At 63.7% G+C, this 19,264-nt stretch carries 22 protein-coding genes; 7 read left to right on the top strand and 15 right to left on the bottom strand.

Annotation, left to right across the window (positions count from 1 at the left end):
• Positions 1-172 precede the first annotated feature (172 nt).
• The 10 genes from AC1DW2_RS07790 to oxlT (AC1DW2_RS07745) form a co-directional block, all read right to left on the bottom strand.
• Positions 173-1,546 carry a cation-efflux pump gene (locus AC1DW2_RS07790; protein WP_085400612.1) on the bottom strand — a complete coding sequence of 458 codons (1,374 nt, stop codon included), beginning with the start codon at positions 1,544-1,546 and terminating at the stop codon, positions 173-175.
• 256 nt (positions 1,547-1,802) lie between these two features.
• The gene (locus AC1DW2_RS07785) at positions 1,803-2,771 is read right to left on the bottom strand and encodes a quinone oxidoreductase family protein (RefSeq protein WP_063984535.1); all 969 of its coding nucleotides are present in this window, start codon (positions 2,769-2,771) and stop codon (positions 1,803-1,805) included.
• Between the two features lie 25 nt (positions 2,772-2,796).
• Complete coding sequence (locus AC1DW2_RS07780) at positions 2,797-3,792, bottom strand: NAD(P)H-dependent flavin oxidoreductase (protein WP_063984534.1); 996 nt, start codon at positions 3,790-3,792, stop codon at positions 2,797-2,799.
• Positions 3,793-4,079: 287 nt separating this feature from the next.
• Positions 4,080-4,730: a hypothetical protein gene (locus AC1DW2_RS07775; RefSeq protein WP_071915558.1), complete on the bottom strand. Its 651-nt coding sequence runs from the start codon at positions 4,728-4,730 to the stop codon at positions 4,080-4,082.
• A gap of 60 nt (positions 4,731-4,790) precedes the next feature.
• On the bottom strand, positions 4,791-4,994 hold the full coding sequence (locus AC1DW2_RS07770; protein ID WP_063984531.1) for a hypothetical protein: 204 nt from the start codon (positions 4,992-4,994) through the stop codon (positions 4,791-4,793).
• A 271-nt stretch (positions 4,995-5,265) separates the two neighbouring features.
• On the bottom strand, positions 5,266-6,672 hold the full coding sequence (locus tag AC1DW2_RS07765) for a hypothetical protein (protein WP_477005636.1): 1,407 nt from the start codon (positions 6,670-6,672) through the stop codon (positions 5,266-5,268).
• Positions 6,673-7,287: 615 nt separating this feature from the next.
• Entirely contained in the window at positions 7,288-8,061 is a 774-nt protein-coding gene (locus tag AC1DW2_RS07760; RefSeq protein WP_477005635.1) for a fumarylacetoacetate hydrolase family protein, read from the bottom strand.
• Positions 8,062-8,072: 11 nt separating this feature from the next.
• Complete coding sequence (locus tag AC1DW2_RS07755) at positions 8,073-9,092, bottom strand: 2-dehydropantoate 2-reductase (protein WP_063984530.1); 1,020 nt, start codon at positions 9,090-9,092, stop codon at positions 8,073-8,075.
• A gap of 98 nt (positions 9,093-9,190) precedes the next feature.
• Complete coding sequence (locus AC1DW2_RS07750) at positions 9,191-9,619, bottom strand: CBS domain-containing protein (protein WP_063984529.1); 429 nt, start codon at positions 9,617-9,619, stop codon at positions 9,191-9,193.
• A gap of 178 nt (positions 9,620-9,797) precedes the next feature.
• A complete protein-coding gene (gene oxlT / locus AC1DW2_RS07745; RefSeq protein WP_477005634.1) occupies positions 9,798-11,135 on the bottom strand; it encodes an oxalate/formate MFS antiporter in 1,338 nt (445 codons plus the stop codon).
• Between oxlT (AC1DW2_RS07745) and AC1DW2_RS07740 the strand changes: the two genes are divergently transcribed.
• Entirely contained in the window at positions 11,122-11,319 is a 198-nt protein-coding gene (locus AC1DW2_RS07740; RefSeq protein ID WP_477005633.1) for a hypothetical protein, read from the top strand. The genes oxlT (AC1DW2_RS07745) and AC1DW2_RS07740 overlap by 14 nt on opposite strands.
• Before the next feature lie 76 nt (positions 11,320-11,395).
• Here AC1DW2_RS07740 and oxlT (AC1DW2_RS07735) read toward each other — a convergent pair whose 3' ends face one another.
• Positions 11,396-12,688 carry an oxalate/formate MFS antiporter gene (oxlT, locus tag AC1DW2_RS07735; RefSeq protein ID WP_071915554.1) on the bottom strand — a complete coding sequence of 431 codons (1,293 nt, stop codon included), beginning with the start codon at positions 12,686-12,688 and terminating at the stop codon, positions 11,396-11,398.
• Between the two features lie 245 nt (positions 12,689-12,933).
• Positions 12,934-13,071, bottom strand: a complete 138-nt coding sequence (locus tag AC1DW2_RS07730; protein ID WP_166098301.1) for a hypothetical protein — start codon at positions 13,069-13,071, stop codon at positions 12,934-12,936.
• A gap of 347 nt (positions 13,072-13,418) precedes the next feature.
• On the opposite strand from AC1DW2_RS07730, the gene AC1DW2_RS07725 reads away from it, so the two are divergent.
• Positions 13,419-14,750, top strand: coding sequence for an Hsp70 family protein (locus tag AC1DW2_RS07725; RefSeq protein WP_354174851.1), 1,332 nt, complete (start codon positions 13,419-13,421; stop codon positions 14,748-14,750).
• A 169-nt stretch (positions 14,751-14,919) separates the two neighbouring features.
• Here AC1DW2_RS07725 and AC1DW2_RS07720 read toward each other — a convergent pair whose 3' ends face one another.
• Complete coding sequence (locus tag AC1DW2_RS07720) at positions 14,920-15,363, bottom strand: SRPBCC family protein (RefSeq protein ID WP_071915552.1); 444 nt, start codon at positions 15,361-15,363, stop codon at positions 14,920-14,922.
• Between the two features lie 182 nt (positions 15,364-15,545).
• Positions 15,546-15,983, bottom strand: coding sequence for a DUF2147 domain-containing protein (locus tag AC1DW2_RS07715; protein WP_071915551.1), 438 nt, complete (start codon positions 15,981-15,983; stop codon positions 15,546-15,548).
• 144 nt (positions 15,984-16,127) lie between these two features.
• Here AC1DW2_RS07715 and AC1DW2_RS07710 point away from each other — a divergent pair, with 144 nt between their 5' ends.
• On the top strand, positions 16,128-16,688 hold the full coding sequence (locus tag AC1DW2_RS07710; protein ID WP_354116992.1) for a DUF2975 domain-containing protein: 561 nt from the start codon (positions 16,128-16,130) through the stop codon (positions 16,686-16,688).
• 11 nt (positions 16,689-16,699) lie between these two features.
• Positions 16,700-16,942 (top strand): helix-turn-helix domain-containing protein, encoded by a 243-nt coding sequence (locus AC1DW2_RS07705; RefSeq protein ID WP_477005750.1) that lies wholly within the window; start codon positions 16,700-16,702, stop codon positions 16,940-16,942.
• Between the two features lie 152 nt (positions 16,943-17,094).
• Here the strand turns inward: AC1DW2_RS07705 and AC1DW2_RS07700 are convergent, their stop codons facing one another.
• A complete protein-coding gene (locus AC1DW2_RS07700; protein ID WP_477005632.1) occupies positions 17,095-17,784 on the bottom strand; it encodes a hypothetical protein in 690 nt (229 codons plus the stop codon).
• Between the two features lie 554 nt (positions 17,785-18,338).
• Between AC1DW2_RS07700 and AC1DW2_RS07695 the strand changes: the two genes are divergently transcribed.
• The 3 genes from AC1DW2_RS07695 to AC1DW2_RS07685 all read left to right on the top strand — a co-directional run bounded on the left by AC1DW2_RS07695 (position 18,339) and on the right by AC1DW2_RS07685 (position 19,167).
• Positions 18,339-18,548 (top strand): cold-shock protein, encoded by a 210-nt coding sequence (locus tag AC1DW2_RS07695; RefSeq protein WP_028151479.1) that lies wholly within the window; start codon positions 18,339-18,341, stop codon positions 18,546-18,548.
• A 97-nt stretch (positions 18,549-18,645) separates the two neighbouring features.
• Positions 18,646-18,888 (top strand): hypothetical protein, encoded by a 243-nt coding sequence (locus tag AC1DW2_RS07690; RefSeq protein ID WP_063984523.1) that lies wholly within the window; start codon positions 18,646-18,648, stop codon positions 18,886-18,888.
• Positions 18,889-18,942: 54 nt separating this feature from the next.
• On the top strand, positions 18,943-19,167 hold the full coding sequence (locus tag AC1DW2_RS07685) for a hypothetical protein (protein ID WP_028151477.1): 225 nt from the start codon (positions 18,943-18,945) through the stop codon (positions 19,165-19,167).
• Positions 19,168-19,264: the final 97 nt, after the last annotated feature.

Here is a 19,264-nt window from a genome sequence, read left to right as displayed (position 1 = left end):
CGCTTCCGAATCAAGCCTGATTTGAATCCAGTTTTCGCAGGCTGTCGAGAGTCAACGAATCGTTAACGCGAATTTATTCTTATCCAACGCGCAGTTTGCGCATTTTGCGTCCGCAAACTTACGTGCGTGGTGAGTCCGAAACGAGAACGTGTGACTCCCCGCACATTTCGCGTCACGCCCGCGGCGGCTCGGCGTGGCTGATCACGCGCTTCACGCTCGGGAACGCGCGGCGGAGCGCGCGCTCGATCGCGTCGACATGCTCGTGCACCTTGATCACGCTCATCGAGGGCGTGGCGCGGCAGTGGAAATTGACGATCTCGCCGGCGTCGGTGTTGCGGACACGCACATTGTGGATGTCGTAGATCTCGCCGCCGGCGGCATATTCCGTCAGGGCGGAGGCKATGGCCCGCACCCGTTCCGGCACGGCATCGACCCCGAACGGCAGTTCCGGTTCCAATGGTTCGATATGGACGTCCACCTCGACGTCGGCGCCGAACTCCTCCTGGATGCTGCGCTCCAGCGTGTTGGCGATGTCATGGGCGGCGTCGAGCTGCATCCCGGCGTCGACCTCGAGGTCGATGCCGACGATGAGCTTGGCGCCTAGGTCGTGCACCGTGACGTGGTGGATGGCGAGGCCGGAATTGTGTGCGATGACCATGATCCGGTCGCGCACGGTCTCGTTGTCGCGCGCGACGGGGACGGCGGTGAAGGTAAGGTCGGCGTCGCCGAATGCCTTGTCGACCGCCGCCTGCGCCTTGCGCTTGATCTCCTCGACGCGGTCGATCGGATAGGTTCGCGGCACCTTCGCGATGGTGTCGATGAACATGGTCGCGCCCACCATGCGCAGCCGCAGCCGCTCGACGTCGATCACGCCGGGCACGCCAAGGATCGCGGCCGTGGCCTTCTCCTGCGCGCCCTCGGGGGCGCGATCGACCAGCGTCTGCACGGTCGAGCCGGCCATGCGCAGGCCGAGCAGGGCGATCATCACGGCGACGGCGGCGGCGGCCGCCGCGTCGCCCCACCAGAAGCCGAGGGCGGCCAGGATCAGGCCGATGATCACGGCGAACGAGCCGAGTACGTCGGAGGCGAAATGCAGCGCGTCCGCCGCGAGCGCCTGGCTGCGCGTCTCCCGCGCGGCACGATGCAGGGCGCGGGCACGCCACAGGTTCACGACGATGTCGATCACCAGCACCACGAACGGTACGGCCGAGATGGTCGGCGGCGGGGTTCCCTCGCGCAGGCGGCTGTAGGATTCGACCAGGATGCCCCCGGCCAGCACGTAGAGCAGGGCGGTGACGCCGAGCGCGGAGATGCTCTCCAGCTTGCCGTGGCCGTAATGGTGCTCTTCGTCGGCCGGCTTGTCGGACACCCGCACCACCGCCCAGGTGATGATGGTCGCGACCAGGTCGATCGAGGAATGCAGGGCCTCGGAAATCAGCGCCAGTGAGCCGATCGCGATTCCGACCGCGAACTTGGCCGCCGCCATGCCGCCGCTGGCGAAGATCGAAATCGCGGCGACCGAGGTCTTGTTGTGCTGTGCGCTCATGGCCGGGGATTTAGCAGCCTAGGGCTGAACATCAAGCGACGATCCACAGCTGTAGTCGCGAGTGAGTTGCAGGAGCGAAACTATTGCGAATGCTTCCGAATTGAATGCTCACTTATGCCACCGGCTCAGTCTCGTAGGGTGGGCAAAGGCGCGTGGCGCCGTGCCCACCAACAAGTGTCTCCTGATCAACCGCTGTGGTGGGCACGCTTCGCTTTGCCCACCCTACGAGACCGCGCGCTCGTCGCCCGGCCAGGGATCACAGCGTCACGACGATCTTCCCCAGATGCTTGTTCGCCTCCATGTGCTCGAACGCCTTGTCGATGTCGGCGAAGGCATAGACCTTGTCGATCGGCAGCTGCAGCTTGCGTGACTCGACCGCGCCCCAGATGTCCTTGCGGACCTCGTCGAAGATCTCGCGGACCTCCTCGATGGTGCGGGTGCGGAAGGTGACGCCGACATAGTCGATCCGGCGTGCCGCATGCAGGTCGAAGTTGAAGTCGGCATGGGTGCCGCCGAGCCGGCCGACATTGACGATGCGGCCCTTGACCTTGGTGGCGGCGAGGTTCTGGCTCGCGACCTTGCCCGAGACCTGGTCGACGATGAGGTCGACGCCTTCGCCGTTCGTCGCCTTCAGCACCTCGTCCACCCATTTGGGGTCGGAAGAGTCGACGGCGAGGTCGGCGCCATACTCCCTAAGCCGGCCGCGGCGATAGGGATCGGTCGACGAGCCGATCACGAGCTTGGCACCCTTGAGCCGCGCGATCTGCATCGCCATCAGGCCGACGCCGGAGCTCGCCCCCTGGATCAGCACGGCTTGCCCGGGCTGAACGCCGCCAACGGTGACGACCGCATTGTGCATGGTCGCGAGCGCGACGGGCAGGGTGGCGGCTTCCTCGAAGTTCATGTTCGAGGGCGCGCGGAACAGCCGGCCGTGATCGGCCAGAGTGTATTCGGCGAACGCCGCGCCGCCCGAGCCCATGATGCGGTCGCCGACCTTCACGCCCTTGGCATCCGGTCCGAGCTCGGCGACCTCGCCGGCCCATTCCATGCCGAGCACGGTGCCGGCACCGCCGGCGGCGCCGTGGGCGTGGCCCTTGCGCATGCCGGTGTCGGCGCGGTTTAGCCCGCAGGCGCGGACGCGGACCAGCACCTGCGTGCCCTTAGGCTTTGGTTGAGCGACGTCGGAAATCTGAGCGCCGTCAGGGCCGTAGACATAAGCCTTCATGAATTACTCTCGCTTCTTGCAGTGATTATTCAGCGGCTTGTGCGCTCGGATGAGCGATCATGCCTTCGAGCCGGCTGCGAATGATGGCTTCGGCCTCGCGCACGATGCGGGAGATCAGCTCGGCGCAGCTCGGGATGTCCTGGATCAGGCCCTGCACCTGGCCCGCCGACCAGATGCCTTCATCCGAATTGCCGGTCGCATAGACCATCTTACCACGGGCGCCCGCAACCAGCTCGCGGATGTCCTCGAACTTCGCGCCTTCCTTCTCCATGGCGACGACCTTGGTCGAGATGTCGTTTTTGGCAACGCGCGAGGTGTTGCGCATGGTGCGGAAGATCAGCTCGGTCTCGCGCTCGTCATTGGCGACGATCTTCTCCTTGATGAGCTGGTGGATCGGGCTTTCCTTGGTGGCCATGAAGCGGGTGCCCATGTTGATGCCCTCGGCGCCGAGCGCCAGGGCGGCGACGAGGCCGCGGGCATCGGCAAAGCCGCCCGAGGCGATCATCGGGATCTTGATCTTGTTGGCGGCGGCCGGGATCAGGATCAGGCCGGGGGTGTCGTCCTCGCCGGGGTGGCCGGCGCATTCGAACCCGTCGATCGAGATGGCGTCGACGCCCATGCGCTCGGCCGAGAGCGCGTGGCGGACGCTGGTGCATTTGTGCACGATCTTGACGCCATGCCTCCTGAACTCGTCGACATGCTCCTGCGGCTTGTTGCCGGCGGTCTCGACCACGGTGATGCCGGCCTCGATGATGGCGGCGCGGTATTCGGCGTAGGGCGGCGGCTTGATCGCGGGCAGGATGGTGAGGTTGACGCCAAAGGGCTTGTCGGTGAGGTCGCGGCAGCGCGCGATCTCCTTGGTCAGGTCTTCCGGGGTCGGCTGGGTCAGCGCCGTGATGAAGCCGAGCGCGCCGGCGTTCGCGACCGCGGCGACCAGCTCGGCGCGTCCGACCCATTGCATGCCGCCCTGGACGATCGGGTGCTCGACGCCGACGAGCTTTGTGAACCGTGTCTGCAGCATGATCTGTTTCCCCCGCCTCGCGTGGCGCTCTGTTATCGGTTGATGGCGGCAGGATGCCGCCGGGGGTAGGAAAAGTCTATCAGCCGGGCGTGCGGGGCGTCATGCGAGCGATGAGGGTGATTCCGCAGGGCGGATAATTGGACGCCGGTTTCCGTCAGGCCGGCACCGCTGAGTCGGTTCTTAGCCCCGCTGCTGCAACACCGTCATTGCGAGCGCAGCGAAGCAATCCAGACTGTCTCCGCGGAGGGACTCTGGATTGCTTCGCTGCGCTCGCAATGACGGTAGAACTACTCCGCCGACAGCCGCACCATCTGGCGGCCGCCGTTCATTTCCTTGAGGCTGTTGACGAATTTTTCCGGGCGCTGCCAGCGGTAGGGGACCTGCAGGCCCATGAACTCGGCGATGTCGCCGATGAAGCCGGTGCAGTTGGTGGTCTCAGCGTTCCAGACCGGCGAGCTCGCCTGCAATTTCTTGATATAGGCGAAGACGCGCTTGGCGTCGGCTTCGCTTAGATAGACGCGATAGTTCGCGGTCAGATAGTCCGGATCGAGGTCGCCGTAGCTCGCGCCGGTTTCGGCTGGCACCCAGGTGAGGTGACCGAGCACATAGGCCCAAGTGTCGCCGGCGGGCGTGAGCCCCGCGACTTCGACGGCGCGCTCGCTGGTCTTGCCGTACCAGACGAACGCATGGCCCCAGCTCGCCGCCGTCCGCGCGCGGAAGTCGACGTAGTAGGGACCCTTCTCCGCGCGCGCGACGGAGCGCCGCGTCGATTGCGGCGCCGGTCGTGATGCGGCGTCGGTCGTAGCAAGCGCATTGGCGTCGGCAACGCGCTTGTTCGCTTCGTGGGCCGAGGCCGAGGGGGTGGTGCAGGCGAGCATCGCCGCGAGAGCGAATCCCGCGAGGATGCAGGATCCCGATCGATCAGATGTGTTCGTCACGTTGTGCCCCTCGACTACCGGCCGCTTACGCAGATTTCTTGCGCGTATTTCCGTTGCGCGTCAGTAGCGCGCAGCGACCGGGCCGGGCGCCTTGCCGATCGGGGCCTTTCCAATCGGGCTCTTGCCAATCGGCATCTTGCCGATCGGCGCCTGCTCCGCAGGATAGACGGGAACGGGCTGGCGACGCGGCAGATCCGCAGCGTTCGCAGCCGTCACCAGAGCAAGCGTCGCACCCAGAGCAATTACAATTTTCTTCACAGTCATACCCCTAGAAGGTTTGGTCCAAACACGGCACGGCCGTGCCCCCAGACACGCCTCATAGAAGGCGGCCGAATGCGTCCAAGTTGCGGCACCCGCGGGACATGTTGGCGGCATTGATCGGGTGTACAGGGATGTGATGTGTCTGGATGTTTCGGGGTGCGCGGCCTGGTCGGTAGGATGGGTAGAGCGAAGCGAAACCCATCGGCCATCTGCGCGGGGAGCGATGATGGGTTTCGCTGCGCTCTACCCATCCCACGCTGCTGCTACGCGTCTCTCACCCGATCCTGTTCAAGCTGTTCCGGATCGTCGAGAAGATGCCGCCGATGTCCTTGCGCAGGGCATCAAGCGCGTTGAAATTGTCGAAGATGCGGGCGAGGCGGTCTTCGACCTCGCGCTTGCTTCTGGCGAGGGCATCGACGCGTGAGGCGAGGGTGACGTCGCCGTTCGCCTCGATCTCGCCGACGGTGTTCGCAAGAAGATCGCGGGTGGCGCCGACCTCGGCGATCATGGCCTCGATGCCGAACACCGGCGCCTTCAGCGGAACGAGGTCGGCCTGCGACTTCGACAGCTCCGTCTTGAACGCGTTCAGCGTCGCCAGCGTCTCCTGCAACACGCCGAGGCGCTGGCGCGACTGGAGGACGAAATCGTTCAGCGCGTTCTGGCGGTCGACGAGGGTCTTGCCGTCGGGGTCGGTTTCGACGTCGGCGAGCGAGCGTTCGAGCTGGGCTTGGCGCTGGCCGAGTTCCTCGAAATCGAGCCGGATCGCTTTCAGGATATTGAAGCTGTCGTCGATGCGGGCGAGGCGCTGCGCGATCTCGATCTTGTTCTTCGAGAGCGTCTCGACGCGAGTGTCGAGCGGCGCCTCGCCGCCGGTCTCGAGCTCGTCGATGCTTTTGGCCAGCCGGTCATGGCTGAGGCCGAGCTCGCCGATCAGGGCATTGATGCCGGCGTCCGACGAGCGCAGCGGGACCAGCTCGGCATGGGATTTCGCCAGATCTTCCTTGTACTGGTTGAGGGTCACGAAAGTGTCCTGGACCGCGTTCACCCGTGACAGCAGCGCCGATACGTCGCGCGCCACGTCCTTCAGGCGGTCGGCGAGGTTATTCTTGCGGTCGTCGGTCTCGAGGTCGAGCAGGGAACGTTCGAGCTGGTTCTGGCGGTCGCGGATCTCGGTGAAAACAGGCTCGACCGCGCGCCGCTGATCGGCGACCTTTCCCACCATCTCTCGCACCCCCTGCTGGCGCCGGCGGATCTCGGCGAGCTGGTCGTGCATGTCGGTGGATTCGTTGCGGCCCTGCTGGAGCAGGGCGCGCTGCTCAGTCTCGCCCAGCTTGTCATGGAGGGCGGAGACGGCCTCGCGGGGATCGCTTTCGATCAGGTGCTGGACGGTCGCGTCGAGGTGGTTTTGCAGGGCGTGGGCGACGACGACGTCCTCGCGGGTCTTCTTGAGGCGGTCGCGCAAGGTATTGAGGCGCCGGTCCTGACGCGAGAGCCGCCAGGCGGGGGCGCCGATCAGCGCCAGCCCGAGCGTCACGATCGCGCCGGTTGCGATGCGCTGCGGCATCGGCAGGCCCGCAAACAGGGCGGGCAAGTGCGCGACGTCATAACCAAACGCCTGCTGGGCGAGGATCGCGATGGCGGCTAGCAGGACAAACCAGGCAACCACGAAAAACAGCCACATCGTGACTTCCCCACCCGGGACACATTCTCGCCATAGTTGCTATTGGAGAGCGGAACCGAGATCAAGGGGCGGGCGGGGTTGCCAGATGTTTCCGGTCGCGCGATCCACTGCTGGTTGCGTCAGTCGATTGGCGGAGAGCAGGGTGCCAGGTTTTCCCGGGGAGCGGGGCAAGGCCTGTAAGCCCGGATGGAGCAAAGCGCAATCCGCGGTCTGCGCGCGCAGAAACGCCCGTCCCGGATTAGGCTTCGCTCCATCCGGGCTACGGCACTGCGTGGGCCCCTTTCGGGGAGGCTAGCAGCAGGCGTCGGCGCGAGCCGGCGAGCCTCGGGTTATCATTTCCCGAGGAAGTTCGTGCGCATCTTGTCGGCGAACCAGACCACGAAGATCGCAGCGAACGAAAGAGCGAAGTACAGAGCCGCCCAGAGAAGTGCATTACTGGCGTTCGACATGACATCCTCCCTTGCATCAGAAATCGATCTGTTGCCGGGAAGGATAGCGGCAGCCGCGACCGCCGATTTGCGCAGGATCAATTTTTGCCGGGCTGCGGCGCAAATGGCCGGCGAGCCTTCATTCCGGGCCCACGATGGATTTGCGGCCTAGGAATGACGCAGCGAGTTACAGCCGAAACTCGTTGGTGAGCTCGCCAATGCCGTCGATCGCGACGGTCACGGAATTCACCGGCTCCTTCATCACCCCGACGCCGACCGAGGTGCCGACGGCGATGAGGTCGCCGGGAAGCAGGGTCATGTCGTGGGAGATTTTGCTGACCAGCTCCTGCGCGGTGAAGATCATGTCCGAGATCGGATAGTTCTGCCGCTCCGCGCCGTTGAGGATGGTGCGCACAACAAGCTTGGCCGGATCAAGGCCGGTTGCGATGACGGGGCCGAACGGGCCGTAATCATCGATGCCCTTGGCGCGGGCCCATTGCGGGAAAGTGGGATCGCTGGTCAGGATGTCGTTGGCGGTGATGTCGTTGACGCAGGTGTAGCCGAAGATGAAGCTGTCGGCTTCCGCCGGCGAAACGCGGGCGCAGGTCTTGCCGATGACGATGCCAAGCTCGCCCTCATAGGTGGTCTTGCCGTCGTAATAAGAGGGGCGGCGGATCACGGCGCCCGGCGTCGTGATGCTGGTGGTGGCCTTCAGCAGATAGAGCGGCTCCGGCGGCTCGGGCTGGTTCAGCTTGGCGGCGAGCGCGTGGAAATTATTCCAGAGCGCGACGATCTTGCTGGGCGCGCAGGGCGCGAGCAGCTCGACCTCCGACAGCGCCAGCGTCTTCCCGGTGGCTGCATGGCGGCCGAACATCTCGCCCTCATGCACGCTGATGCCTGATTGCGTCAGGGTGCCGAAGCCGGTCGCACCGGCATGGCGGAAGCGCAGCCACTGTTTCATCTCGCCCGCCATCACGCCACCGCCAGTGCACGGGGATCGGCGGGCGCGGAGACGCCGTCATAGAGGCCGGCGATGCGAGCACGCTGGGTCACCATCGCCAGCACCGAGTCGAGCGCGGGCGTGGCGATGCCGGTGAGGCGGCCCATCTCCTGCACCACGGTGACGAGCGGGTCGATCTCCATCGGACGGCCGCGCTCGAGATCCTGGAGCATCGAGGTCTTGTGCGCGCCAACCTTGCGGGCGCCCTCGATGCGGCGCTCGACGTCGACGCGGAATTTGACGCCAAACGTCTCGGCGATGCCTTGCGTCTCCACCATGATCGCGCGCGACAGCGCACGCGTGGAGGGATCGGTGCAGATCACGTCGAGCGTTGCATGGGTCAGTGCGCTGATCGGGTTGAAGCAGACATTGCCCCAGAGTTTCAGCCAGATCTCGTCGCGGATGCGGTCGAGCACCGGCGCCTTCAGCCCGGCGGCGACGAAGAGATCGGCGAGGCGCTGCACGTCCGAGGTGATTTCGCCGGAGGGCTCGCCGAGCGGGAAATTGTTGCCGTAGACGTGGCGGATCACGCCGGGCGCTTCGATCTCGGTGGCGGGATAGACGATGCAGCCGATGGCGCGCTCGGCGCCGATCTCACGCCACTGCCGTCCGCCGGGGTCGATGCTCTCCAGCGTCGAATTCTCGTATTGGCCGCCGTGCTTGTAGAAATACCAATAGGGGATGCCGTTGACGGCGGTGACGATGCGGGTGTGCGGCCCGAGCAGCGGCTGCATCTTCTCGATCACGCCGGTGATCGAATGCGCCTTCAGCGTGATGATGATGTAGTCCTGCACGCCCAGCTCGGCGGGATCGTCGGTGCAGCGCGGATGCACGGTGTGCTTCTCCTCGCCCGCGAGCAGGGTCAGCCCGCGCTCGCGCATCGCGGCAAGGTGGGCGCCGCGCGCGACCAGGCTGACGTCGGCGCCAGCGCGTGCGAGCTGAACCCCGAGATATCCGCCGATCGCGCCGGCGCCGTAGATGCAGATCTTCATGAAATCCTCGCGGGTGTCCGGAATTTTGGGACGAAAGATCCGGTCCGGCTCGGAGAGGTCCGAGCCGGGGCCGGTAGTCGCAGGGGAAGTGTGACGCTTTAAGCTGCTGCTTGCGGCGAGCCGTTGATCGCTTCGTCAACGGCAGCAGCAATGTCGCGCATGCTGATGACGGAGACGAGGCTGTAATCGTCGATGACCGGCAGGTGACGGATGTGATTGCGGTTCATCAGATGCCGGACGTGCTCGATCGTGTCTGAGGAGCTGCAGGACACCAGCTGCTGCACCGACACGAGCTGCGAGACCTTGACGTTGATGGCGTTGGCACCATGCTCGGCGACGGCGCGCACCACGTCGCGCTCGGTGAACATGCCGACCGCGGTGTTGCCTTCGGAGCGGACCACGTCCTTGACCACCAGCGCGCTGATATTGTTGGCGCGCATCAGCTTGGCGGCGATACCCACCGTTTCGTTCATTCGCACCGTGACAACGCGCGGTGTCTTTTTGCGCAGAATGTCTCCGACCAGCATTGCAACCTCCCTAGGTGAATGACAGGGGAAGTGTGGTATACATAATGCCAATCGTCAAGCATTCGATTTGGCTGATCCGAAAATTCTTGCGGCAGCAATACTGACGTTTGTCATCGTGCCAAAAAGAAAAGGGGCGCATCGCTGCGCCCCTTTCGACCGATTGAAAGGCGTGTGGTCGCTACGCTGTCTCGGTCTTGGCGTTGCCGGTCTTGGCGGTGTCGATCGCGGCGTTGGCGCTCTCGGCTTCCTTGCCGAGGATGAAGGAGCGGCGCAGCGGCTTGATCACGAACAGCGCCGTCAGTGCCGCCGTCGCGTTCAGCGCCACTGCGACCACGAACACGGCCTTCCAGCCGTACGTTGCCGAGATCACGCTCGCGAGCGGGACGAGCAGGGATGCCGTGCCTTTCGCGGTGTAGAGCATGCCGTTGTTGGTGGTTGCGTATTTCGAACCGAAGGTGTCGCCGCAGGTCGCAGGGAACAGCGAGTAGATTTCGCCGAACACGCCGAAGTACACCGCGGTCGCGAGCACGAAGACGATCGGGATGTTTCCATAGGCCGACAGCGTCAGCAGCATCACCGCCGCGGTGCCGAACGCGATGAACATGGTGTGCTCGCGGCCGATCGTGTCGGAGACCCAGCCGAAGAAGGGGCGTCCGAAACCGTCGAAGATGCGGTCGAGCGAGATCGCGAAGGTCAGTGCGGCCATCTGGAAGCCCGCGAGCGTCACCGGCGTGTCGGCGATCTTGAAGTCGTGCGCGATCGGGCCGATCTGTGCCGCGGTCATCAGGCCGCCGGAGGCGACCATGACGAAAACGAGATACATCACCCAGAAAATGGGGGTGCGCAGCACCTGCGGCGGGGTGAAGTCGATCTTCGTCTGCGGCAGATTGAGCTGCTTCTTCTTCGGCGGGATCGAGATCCGCGGCGGCTGGATGAAGAAGGCGAGCACGAACACGATCAGGCCCTGGCCGATGCCGAAGGTGAGGAACGCGTGCTGGTAGCCGCTCGTTACGATCATGGTCGCGATCGGCACAATGGTGAGCGCGGCGCCCGCGCCGAAGCCGGCAGCGGTCGCACCGGCGGCGAGACCGCGGCGATCGGGGAACCATTTCAGCGCGTTGCCGACGCAGGTGCCGTACACCGCGCCGGCGCCCATGCCGCCGACGACCGCGGCGGCGTAAAGCAGGGCGAGCGAGTCAGCGTAGGAGTTGAGCACCCAGGACAGAGCGATCATGACGCCGCCGAACATGATGACGATGCGCGGACCGTATTTGTCGACGAACCAGGCCTCGATCGGCACCAGCCAGGTCTCGGTGACGACGAAGATGGTGAAAGCGAGCTGGATCGCCGCGCGGCCCCAATGATACTTGGCGTCAATCGGATCGACGAACAACGTCCAGCCGTATTGCAGATTGGCGATCATCGCCATGCAGACGATGCCCATGGCGAGCTGGAACCAACGGAAACCGGTGCGAAGAGGCGCAGCTGTGACGGCGCCGTCCGTGCTGGAAATCATCAATAACCTCCCAACGCGCCTGATTGAATGCGACCTGGGATTGCAAGATGACCCAGTGTCGCAAATATTGTGGCTTATCGTCGCAAGCGCGGCGGGGACATTGGTATACCATATTCCAGAAGGCAAGCCCAATCTTGTGACGCAGCGCAAGAAAAGCGCGCGGTTCCCTTCACGTCAGCGGTAGCCAAGGCGGGTTCTGCAAAAACGAAAACGCCCGGCCGTGAGGCCGGGCGTCGTGCTTGAAGGAGTGGTGGAGTGCGTCAGGCGGCGGCGGTCGATTTCGCGACCACGACCTTGCGCCAGGGCTTGAGCACCATGATCGCCAGCAGCGAAGCCAGGATGTTGGCGCCGGCCGCGATGATGAACACGCTGTCCCACGTGCCCGACGATTGCTGCATGTAGTTGGCGATCGGGACAAGCAGCGCGGCGGTGCCCTTTGCGGTGTAGAGCAGGCCCGCATTGGTGGTCGCGAACTTGGCGCCAAACGTGTCGGTGCAGGTCGAGGGGAACAGCGAGTAGATCTCACCCCAGGCGAAGAACACGAAGCCCGACAGCAACACGAACCAGAGCGGGTCGTGTCCCCAGAGGTAGAGCATCCAGATGCCGAAGCCTTCCATGCCGAAGGCGATGAACATCGTGTTCTCGCGGCCGATCATGTCGGAGATCCAGCCGAAGAACGGACGCGTCAGACCGTTGAGCACGCGGTCGATCGTGGCTGCGAACGTCACCGCGGTCATCGTCACCGCCATCAGCGTCACCGGAACGCTGTCGACCTTCCAGTCGACTGCGATCGGCTTCAGGTTCGCCGTCACCATCAGGCCGCCGGCGCCGACGATCACGAACATGAAGTACATCAGCCAGAAGATCGGCTGGCGCAGCACTTCGGTTGGCTGATAGTTGCGGCGGGTCTGTTGCAACGCAGCGTTCTGCACAACGGGAGGCACCTGTCCGGCCTTCGGCGCGTAGAGGAAGAAGGCGAGGATGCAGATGATGATGCCCTGGCCGAGCCCGAAATACAGGAAGGTGGTCTGGAATCCGCTGTCCTTGATCATGGCCTGAATCGGCGCAACCGTGAGCGCGGAGCCCGCGCCGAAACCGGCCGCCGTGATGCCGGCAGCAAGACCGCGCTTGTCGGGAAACCATTTCAGCGCATTGCCGACGCAGGTGCCGTAGACGCCGCCGGCGCCGATGCCCGCGATGATCATGCCGAGATAGAAGCCGTTGAGCGTGGTGGCTTGCGCGTTGATCGCCCAACCGATGGCGCAGAGCACGCCGCCGACGAGCACGACGATGCGCGGGCCGTATTTGTCGACGAACCATCCTTCGACCGGCACCAGCCATGTCTCGAACAGTACGAAGAGCGTAAAGGCCCATTGGATCGAGGCGCGATCCCAGCCGAACTTTTTCTGGATGTCGGGGACGAAGAACGTCCAGCCGTATTGATAATTGGCGATCATCACCATCGCCGCTACACCGACCGCCAATTGCGTCCAGCGATACGTGTCGCTAACCCGCGCGGCGGTTGGAACCGTTGCCTGCACCATGTCCGTCATAAAGCCTCCCGTGGCGCCTCTAATTTTTCTGCGAGCGCTGGAGGGGCATTCTTGTATTCATTATGCCAAGGTTCAAGCGCTGGTCCGGTCACCGTGCGCAAATGCCGCAGGACCTTCATCGGTTGCGGCTGTGACTCGGGACAACGCAAATAGAAATGGCCCCGTCCTGCGGGGCCATTCATCAAAAGTAGTATGTGGACGGTTCTGAAACCGGCGCGTCGCGCTTGCCGCGCGGGAGGCGCTGCTTACAGGCCGAAGCGGGGCAGGTCGCCGTTGTGATTCGAAATCTCGGCGCTCGCCATCAGGAAGCGGTCGACCGCAGCCAGGAAGCGGGTGAACAGCGAGGCGGAGGGGGCGAGCGCGACGGAAGCGGTCTTGGACATCTGAATTCCCTTTCTCGAGACGGTCAGTGATGCTGTCTCATTTCGAAGGGCAATCTACGTATACCAGATGCCAGTGTCCATGCATGCCATTGCATAGCAGCATGCATGCTCCCGCATTGCAGCATAATGATCCGTTAAAGGGACCGAACCGAGCTCAAAATTGCCAGCCGGGCTGCTGGAATTGCGAGATCGGCCCCAAAAGGCCCCCATTACGGAGGCAAAAGAGCGCGGACAGAGCGGCGCGCGGGTTCCAAATCCAACCGCACCGCAACATTCAAGGTCTTGGCAGGCCCAGCCAAAGCCGTTAGTGGTCTGCCCCCTTTTCCAATCAACTGTCAGAGTGGTTCATGTCGAGCGCCTCGGCCGCCGTCTCGATCGGCATCGATTTTGGGACCAGCAACACGGTCGTCGCGATCGCGGCGGACGATCGCCGGGTCGAGGCCATCCGCTTCGATCACGGCGGCCAGCGCCACAGCGTCTACGTCTCGGCGCTGTGCTTCTGGGAGGATCGGCCGGGCGCCGGCGCCCAGGCCGAAGGCGGTCCATGGGCGATCGAGACGTTCCTCGAAGGCCGCCACGTCTACCGCTTCCTGCAGTCGTTCAAGACGTTTGCGGCGAGCTCCAGCTTCAACACCACGCAAGTGTTTCGGCAGCGCTTCAAGTTCGAGGACATTCTGGCGGCGTTCCTGCGCACGCTGGCGCGCCATGGCGGCGAAAAGTTCGGCTTCGAGACGTCCAACATCACGGTCGGCCGCCCGGTGCGGTTCGCCGGCGGCAATCCCGACGAAGCGCTGGCGATGCAGCGCTATCGGGCCGCGTTCGAACGCCTCGGCGCCGGCCACGCGCGCTATGTCTACGAGCCCGTGGGCGCGGCGTTCTCCTTCGCCCGACGGCTGGAGCGTGATGCCACCGTGCTGGTTGCGGATTTCGGCGGCGGCACCAGCGATTTCTCGGTGATGCGCTTTTCGCGCGCGGGAGGAGCCTTGCGCGCCGAGCCGCTTGGACACGCCGGCATCGGCATTGCCGGCGACACCTTCGATTACCGCATCGTCGACCACGTCGTCTCGCCGCGGCTGGGAAAAGGCTCCAGCTTCCGCTCGTTCGACAAGGTGCTGCCGGTCCCCACCGGCCACTACACCAACCTCGCGCGCTGGCATCAGCTCGCGATGATGAAGAGCAATGGCGATCTGCGCGAGCTTCGGGAGCTCGCGCGCAGCGCGCTGAAGCCGAAGCTCCTTGAAGATTTCATCACCATCGTCGATCTCGACCTCGGCTTTTCGCTCTACCGCGCGGTATCCGACGCCAAGGTCGCGCTGTCGGCGCGGGACGAGGTGGACTTCCGCTTCAAGGGGGGCGGCGTCGACATCGGTGCGACCATCACACGGAAGAATTTTGAATCCTGGATTGCCGACGACATCGCCCGGCTGGGTGCCACCGTCGACAAGGTGCTAAGCGAAGCGGGCATCACCGCGCGCGAGGTGGAGAAGGTGTTCTTGACCGGCGGGACTTCCTTCGTTCCGGCCGTCAGAAAGCTGTTTGCCGAGCGGTTCGGTAACGAACGGCTGATGTCGGGCGACCAGTTCGAGTCGATCGCCTACGGCCTTGCGCTGATCGGACACAGCCCCGACCCCGATCGATGGACCGCAAGCGGTGGGATTACGCCGAAGGCGGGCGCGTAGCCCAGCAACAGCCGCCATTGCTTGGCTGCTCGCAATGACGACGGAGAGCTGTCATCAGTGCCGTAGGGTGGGCAATGGCGCGGAGCGCCGTGCCCACCATCTTTCCGAGGTTGAGAGAGCATCGGTGGGCACGCTGCGCTTTGCCCACCCTACGATACTGATTTCGCCGCTACTGATTGATCTCCGGTTCCACGAGCCTTGCGAGGCTTCGCAGCGATTCCTGCCAGCCGAGATAGCAGGCCTCGGGCGGGATGACGTCAGGGATGCCGGCCTGGGTGATGTCGACCTCGGTGCCGACCGAGACCTTCTTCAGCGTCACGGTCACCTGGATTTCGCCGGGTAGATTGGGGTCGTCGAACTTGTCGGTGTAGCGGAGACGTTCGCCGGGGACGAGCTCGAGATATTCGCCGCCGAAGGCGTGGCTGTTGCCCGTCGTGAAATTCCGGAACGACATCTTGAACGTGCCCCCGACCTTGGGCTCGAGGTGATGGACGGTGCAGGTAAAGCCGTTCGGCGGAAGCCATTTCGCCAGCGCATCCGCCTCGAGGAAGGCGCGATAGACTTTCTCCGGACTGGTCGAGAGAACGCGGTGCAGACGTACAGTGCTGGGCATGTTCCTTCATCCTCTTGCATTGATGGGCCCGACCTTGGCGTCTACGGCCCATTCATGTCTCAAGGACGACCGGGATGCCGCCGATCCGACATGGCATCGCAGATAAACGGGGGCCGCCGAAACCGGCGGCCTTTGATGTTGCCTTTGAAGTTGTTGGAAGTTGTTTTGGATCGGGTTGCCGCTCACCGCGTCCAGTCTTCACCTGCGCACAACGTTCCCATGCAGCCCCGGACGTTGAGACTGCCGGATGGCAGCAAGGTGACGGTGCTCGCATAGGTCTTTCCGTCGTCGGCGTTGTAGATTCTGCCCGACCATTGATTGGCGCCGGCCGCCTGCATGTCGATGAACAGGGAGATGCCGACGATCTTCCGGGCGCGCAATGCAGGATCGGCGTTATGGTCGTCGAGCTGCGCCTTGCCCGTCTTCTTATCGATCGGCTCCTTCAGCCAGACGACCCGGCCGCATAGCGCATTGCCGCAACGGCTCACCTTGATCCTCGCGTCGCCCGACTGTGTCAGCCAGACGCCGGCGGGACCGCTGGCCGTTGCGGCTTCGGCGTTTCCAAGCGGGGAGATGGACAACAGCGCTGCGAGCAGGTGCCGGACGAGGGTGGAACGCATGGGGGCTCCATATTGGATCAATTTTCATGAAATATTTCATGATAAACGATCAATATATCGCGCTTAAGGTTGAGTCAATCGCGCGGAACATGCATATTGGGGGAGGATGGTTGCCTGGAAATTGCGGAGTGCTTGGAGATGGGTGTGGTGGAGATATCGGTACGCGAGGCCCGGCAGAGCTGGTTCCGGCGTCTCGATCTTGCGTTCTGGGCGATCTGGGCGGCACTGCCGGTGGTGGTGTGGCTCGCCTATCTCCGGAGCACGACCGCCTCCGCCTCGATCGCGGCGAGCCTTGGTCCCGACCAGGTGAAATGCGCAGGCCTTGTCGCCAATCCGCTCGAGATGTCGCGCCCGGGGCAGCTGTTGTTCTGGACGCTATTTGCGCTTCAGCTCTCGTTCTTCGCCGTGTTGATCGGCATCCTGCACCGTATGGTGCACCGATTCGCACGCGGCCGGATCTTCGCGTCCGAGACGCTTCAGGGCGTGTGGTGGATGGGGATCATTCTGGTGATCTGGCCGTTCATCGACCTGATCACCAGCAACGCGGTGGCTTATGCCTTGCACGAGATCGGCGACGTCAAGTTCTTCCTGCCGTCCTACAACGTCGACATCGGCACGATCGCGGGCGGGATGTTCCTGATGGCGCTGAAATTCGTCATCGAGCACGCCATCCTGCTGCAGTCCGAAAACGAGCTGACGATCTGAGGTGAATGCTTGTGCCGATCGTCGTGAACCTCGATGTCATGCTTGCGAAGCGGAAGCGCCGCCTCGGGGACCTCGCCGACGCAATCGGCATTTCCATCCAGAACCTGTCGGTCCTGAAAACGGGCAAGGCGAGGGCGATGCGCTTCTCGACCCTGGCCGCGATCTGCCGCGAGCTCGATTGTCAGCCCGGAGACATCCTCGAATATGTCGCAGGCGAGGAGGGCAGCGATGAGGATGYAGGCGAGGGGAGCTGAGCTCACACCTGGCGAGCCTTGTCCGCCTTCGTGCTGCACGCGAGAACCTGAAACACATCCCCCATGTGCAACGGTTGGCCGTTTGCGCGCTCAATTGAATCAAGCTCGCCTGGTGCGAGATCTACCTCGCGGCCGGCCGGACGACCGATCCGTCAGATCGTTGCCACATCCTGCGGCGTCATCGTGAAGGCGAGCCGGTAGCGGCCGATCGTCGGATTGTCCTGCGCGCCCAGAGTGCCAAGCGCCGCCGGCGAAAGTCGGTCGGCGGCCACTTGCTCGATCGCCTCGGCATCGTAACCTGACAGCAGCATGATCCAGTCGGCGGCGCCGTCCTTGCCGCGGATCTGCTGCTCGGTGGTGGGCGAGCTGGTGCGGGGCGTGTCGGTCAGGAGGAGGTGGGCGCCGGTCAGTCCCGGCATCTGCGCCAATGCGCCGAGCGTCTCCGAGAGATGTGTCTGCAACTCCGCCTCGCGCCCGGCCTCCGGCGAAAGCCGGATGGTGGCGAGCGAGGTCGCGACGCCACCGCCAAAGCTGGCGGCGACGCGGCACTGGCTGCGGACCATGCCGAGATGGTGCGGCATCATCTTGGTCGACCACGGCGTCGGCGCGTTGAGCCGGTCGAGATATCCCTTCGACGTGAGCACCTCGTACCGCTCCAGCTCGTACAGCACGAAGAAGCCGTCGGTGTCCGTCGTGCTGGTCCAGCGCGATCCGCGCCGGAAGCCGGGAATGCTCATCCTCTCTGGAAAATGCTCGTGGGAATGCCAGTCGCCGAACTCCGCGCGCTGCTCGGGGCGGACGCTCCACCACATCGCGACGGCGGCCTTGCCGAGCAGTGACATGCTGACCTCCCTGTTTTCCAGCACTTTGCCTTGACGCCAACGGAGGAAGCAAGTCGTTCACGCTTCCAATCCGACCGCGTACTGTCAGGTGTGATCTGCTATCCCTTCGCGGCGGAGCCGGCACGTGTGGAGCTTGGCAGTCTTTCGGTGCACACAGTCGATTGGCTGGAGGGAGAGTGGTGCGGGTCTTCCGCGAGCAACTTGCCGGTGGCGTACGGTGTGCGCTTGATAGCGCGGCATCGCATCGACGCTCTCGGGCCAGCACAGTTAGCCGACACCAAATCGCGGCTGCGAACGCGCAACTCACCTTGCCTCAGGCGCCTTTCGGGCCTGAATTCGCAAAGTCCGAATTGTTCCGCCGAAGCCCATGAGGCATTAAATCCCGCCAAGCCTTGCAACTGGCGCCGATGAGGTATACGTTGGTGCTGTTCGTTCAGCCGCTGTGCCTTGTTGAATGCGCCCGCGGGCTCCTTTTCCAGAGACATCGACGAATTGAATCTGGTTCTGCGTGAGTGTCACGCGGAATGTGCGCGTATGCGCTTTGGAGAAGAATAATGACGACAGGTACCGTGAAGTGGTTCAACGGCCAAAAGGGCTTTGGATTCATTCAGCCCGACGACGGCGGCAACGATGTGTTCGTTCACATCAGCGCAGTCGAGCGGGCTGGTCTCTCAGGTCTCGCCGAGGGCCAGAAGGTCAACTTCGAGGCCAAGACCGACAAGATGCGAGGCAAGGTCAGCGCAGAGAATCTCTCGCTGGCCTAAGATCCTGCGCCGTTTCACGGATGTACTGAAACGGCCACGCTGCCCGCTCGATCCCAGGGATTGAGCGGGTTTTGTCCGTTGCGGGAGTGGGTGAAGCATGAGCGGCAAGAAGTCGGCTGAACCGTCACCCCAAAGCATTGCGCGTACCAACCGTCAGCGTTTGGCTGCCGAGGAGGGAACGCGGGCAATGGCGGACGTCGAGAGACAGGCCGTCGATGTTCGCAAGAACATGGCGCGGCTTCGCGAACTGCGCGAAGCCAAGGAAGCGGCCGACGCAACTCTTCAAGCATCGCTGCCGGCACCAACCCTGACGAAGCGCAAGAGAAAGCTGACGCGATAGTCGAATTCAACTGCGTCGACGAAAATCTGGAGAGGGCCGGTCACATGCCACAGAGTGCGGATCGTGCCTAGGATCAAGTCGGACAGCGGCGGCACAATCACCTTCTTTCTCGCGCTTGGCGCAGGCCGGCAGATGTGCCGCCTTGCGACCACGTTCCAGACGCAGAAGCAGGCCTTCAGCTATCTTCAGAAATACCGGACGGAGTTCGAGCGCATCGCGCGGAGCCGACTGGCCTCCGGGGAGCTTGAAGACGGGATCGTCGTGCTCTCGATGCTCTAAAGCATGATCCGGACCCGAAGGGCCGCGTTAGCGCAAAGTGCGAAGCGGTTTTCCGAAAAGATCATGCTCAAACAATAACCTAAAGCGCGTTGACGAT

Source organism: Bradyrhizobium sp. P3_C3 (assembly GCF_056402655.1).
This window is presented reverse-complemented; position numbering and strand designations above follow the sequence as displayed.

Excerpts from the sequence above, each read along its gene's own strand:
- AC1DW2_RS07785 (WP_063984535.1), bottom strand. The coding sequence starts at position 2,771 with ATGAAGGCTTATGTCTACGGCCCTGACGGCGCTCAGATTTCCGACGTC.
- AC1DW2_RS07780 (WP_063984534.1), bottom strand. The coding sequence starts at position 3,792 with ATGCTGCAGACACGGTTCACAAAGCTCGTCGGCGTCGAGCACCCGATC.
- AC1DW2_RS07770 (WP_063984531.1), bottom strand. The coding sequence starts at position 4,994 with ATGACTGTGAAGAAAATTGTAATTGCTCTGGGTGCGACGCTTGCTCTG.
- AC1DW2_RS07765 (WP_477005636.1), bottom strand. The coding sequence starts at position 6,672 with ATGTGGCTGTTTTTCGTGGTTGCCTGGTTTGTCCTGCTAGCCGCCATC.
- AC1DW2_RS07760 (WP_477005635.1), bottom strand. The coding sequence starts at position 8,061 with ATGAAACAGTGGCTGCGCTTCCGCCATGCCGGTGCGACCGGCTTCGGC.
- AC1DW2_RS07755 (WP_063984530.1), bottom strand. The coding sequence starts at position 9,092 with ATGAAGATCTGCATCTACGGCGCCGGCGCGATCGGCGGATATCTCGGG.
- AC1DW2_RS07750 (WP_063984529.1), bottom strand. The coding sequence starts at position 9,619 with ATGCTGGTCGGAGACATTCTGCGCAAAAAGACACCGCGCGTTGTCACG.
- oxlT (WP_477005634.1), bottom strand. The coding sequence starts at position 11,135 with ATGATTTCCAGCACGGACGGCGCCGTCACAGCTGCGCCTCTTCGCACC.
- oxlT (WP_071915554.1), bottom strand. The coding sequence starts at position 12,688 with ATGACGGACATGGTGCAGGCAACGGTTCCAACCGCCGCGCGGGTTAGC.
- AC1DW2_RS07730 (WP_166098301.1), bottom strand. The coding sequence starts at position 13,071 with ATGTCCAAGACCGCTTCCGTCGCGCTCGCCCCCTCCGCCTCGCTGTTC.
- AC1DW2_RS07725 (WP_354174851.1), top strand. The coding sequence starts at position 13,419 with ATGTCGAGCGCCTCGGCCGCCGTCTCGATCGGCATCGATTTTGGGACC.
- AC1DW2_RS07720 (WP_071915552.1), bottom strand. The coding sequence starts at position 15,363 with ATGCCCAGCACTGTACGTCTGCACCGCGTTCTCTCGACCAGTCCGGAG.
- AC1DW2_RS07715 (WP_071915551.1), bottom strand. The coding sequence starts at position 15,983 with ATGCGTTCCACCCTCGTCCGGCACCTGCTCGCAGCGCTGTTGTCCATC.
- AC1DW2_RS07700 (WP_477005632.1), bottom strand. The coding sequence starts at position 17,784 with ATGTCACTGCTCGGCAAGGCCGCCGTCGCGATGTGGTGGAGCGTCCGC.
- AC1DW2_RS07695 (WP_028151479.1), top strand. The coding sequence starts at position 18,339 with ATGACGACAGGTACCGTGAAGTGGTTCAACGGCCAAAAGGGCTTTGGA.
- AC1DW2_RS07690 (WP_063984523.1), top strand. The coding sequence starts at position 18,646 with ATGAGCGGCAAGAAGTCGGCTGAACCGTCACCCCAAAGCATTGCGCGT.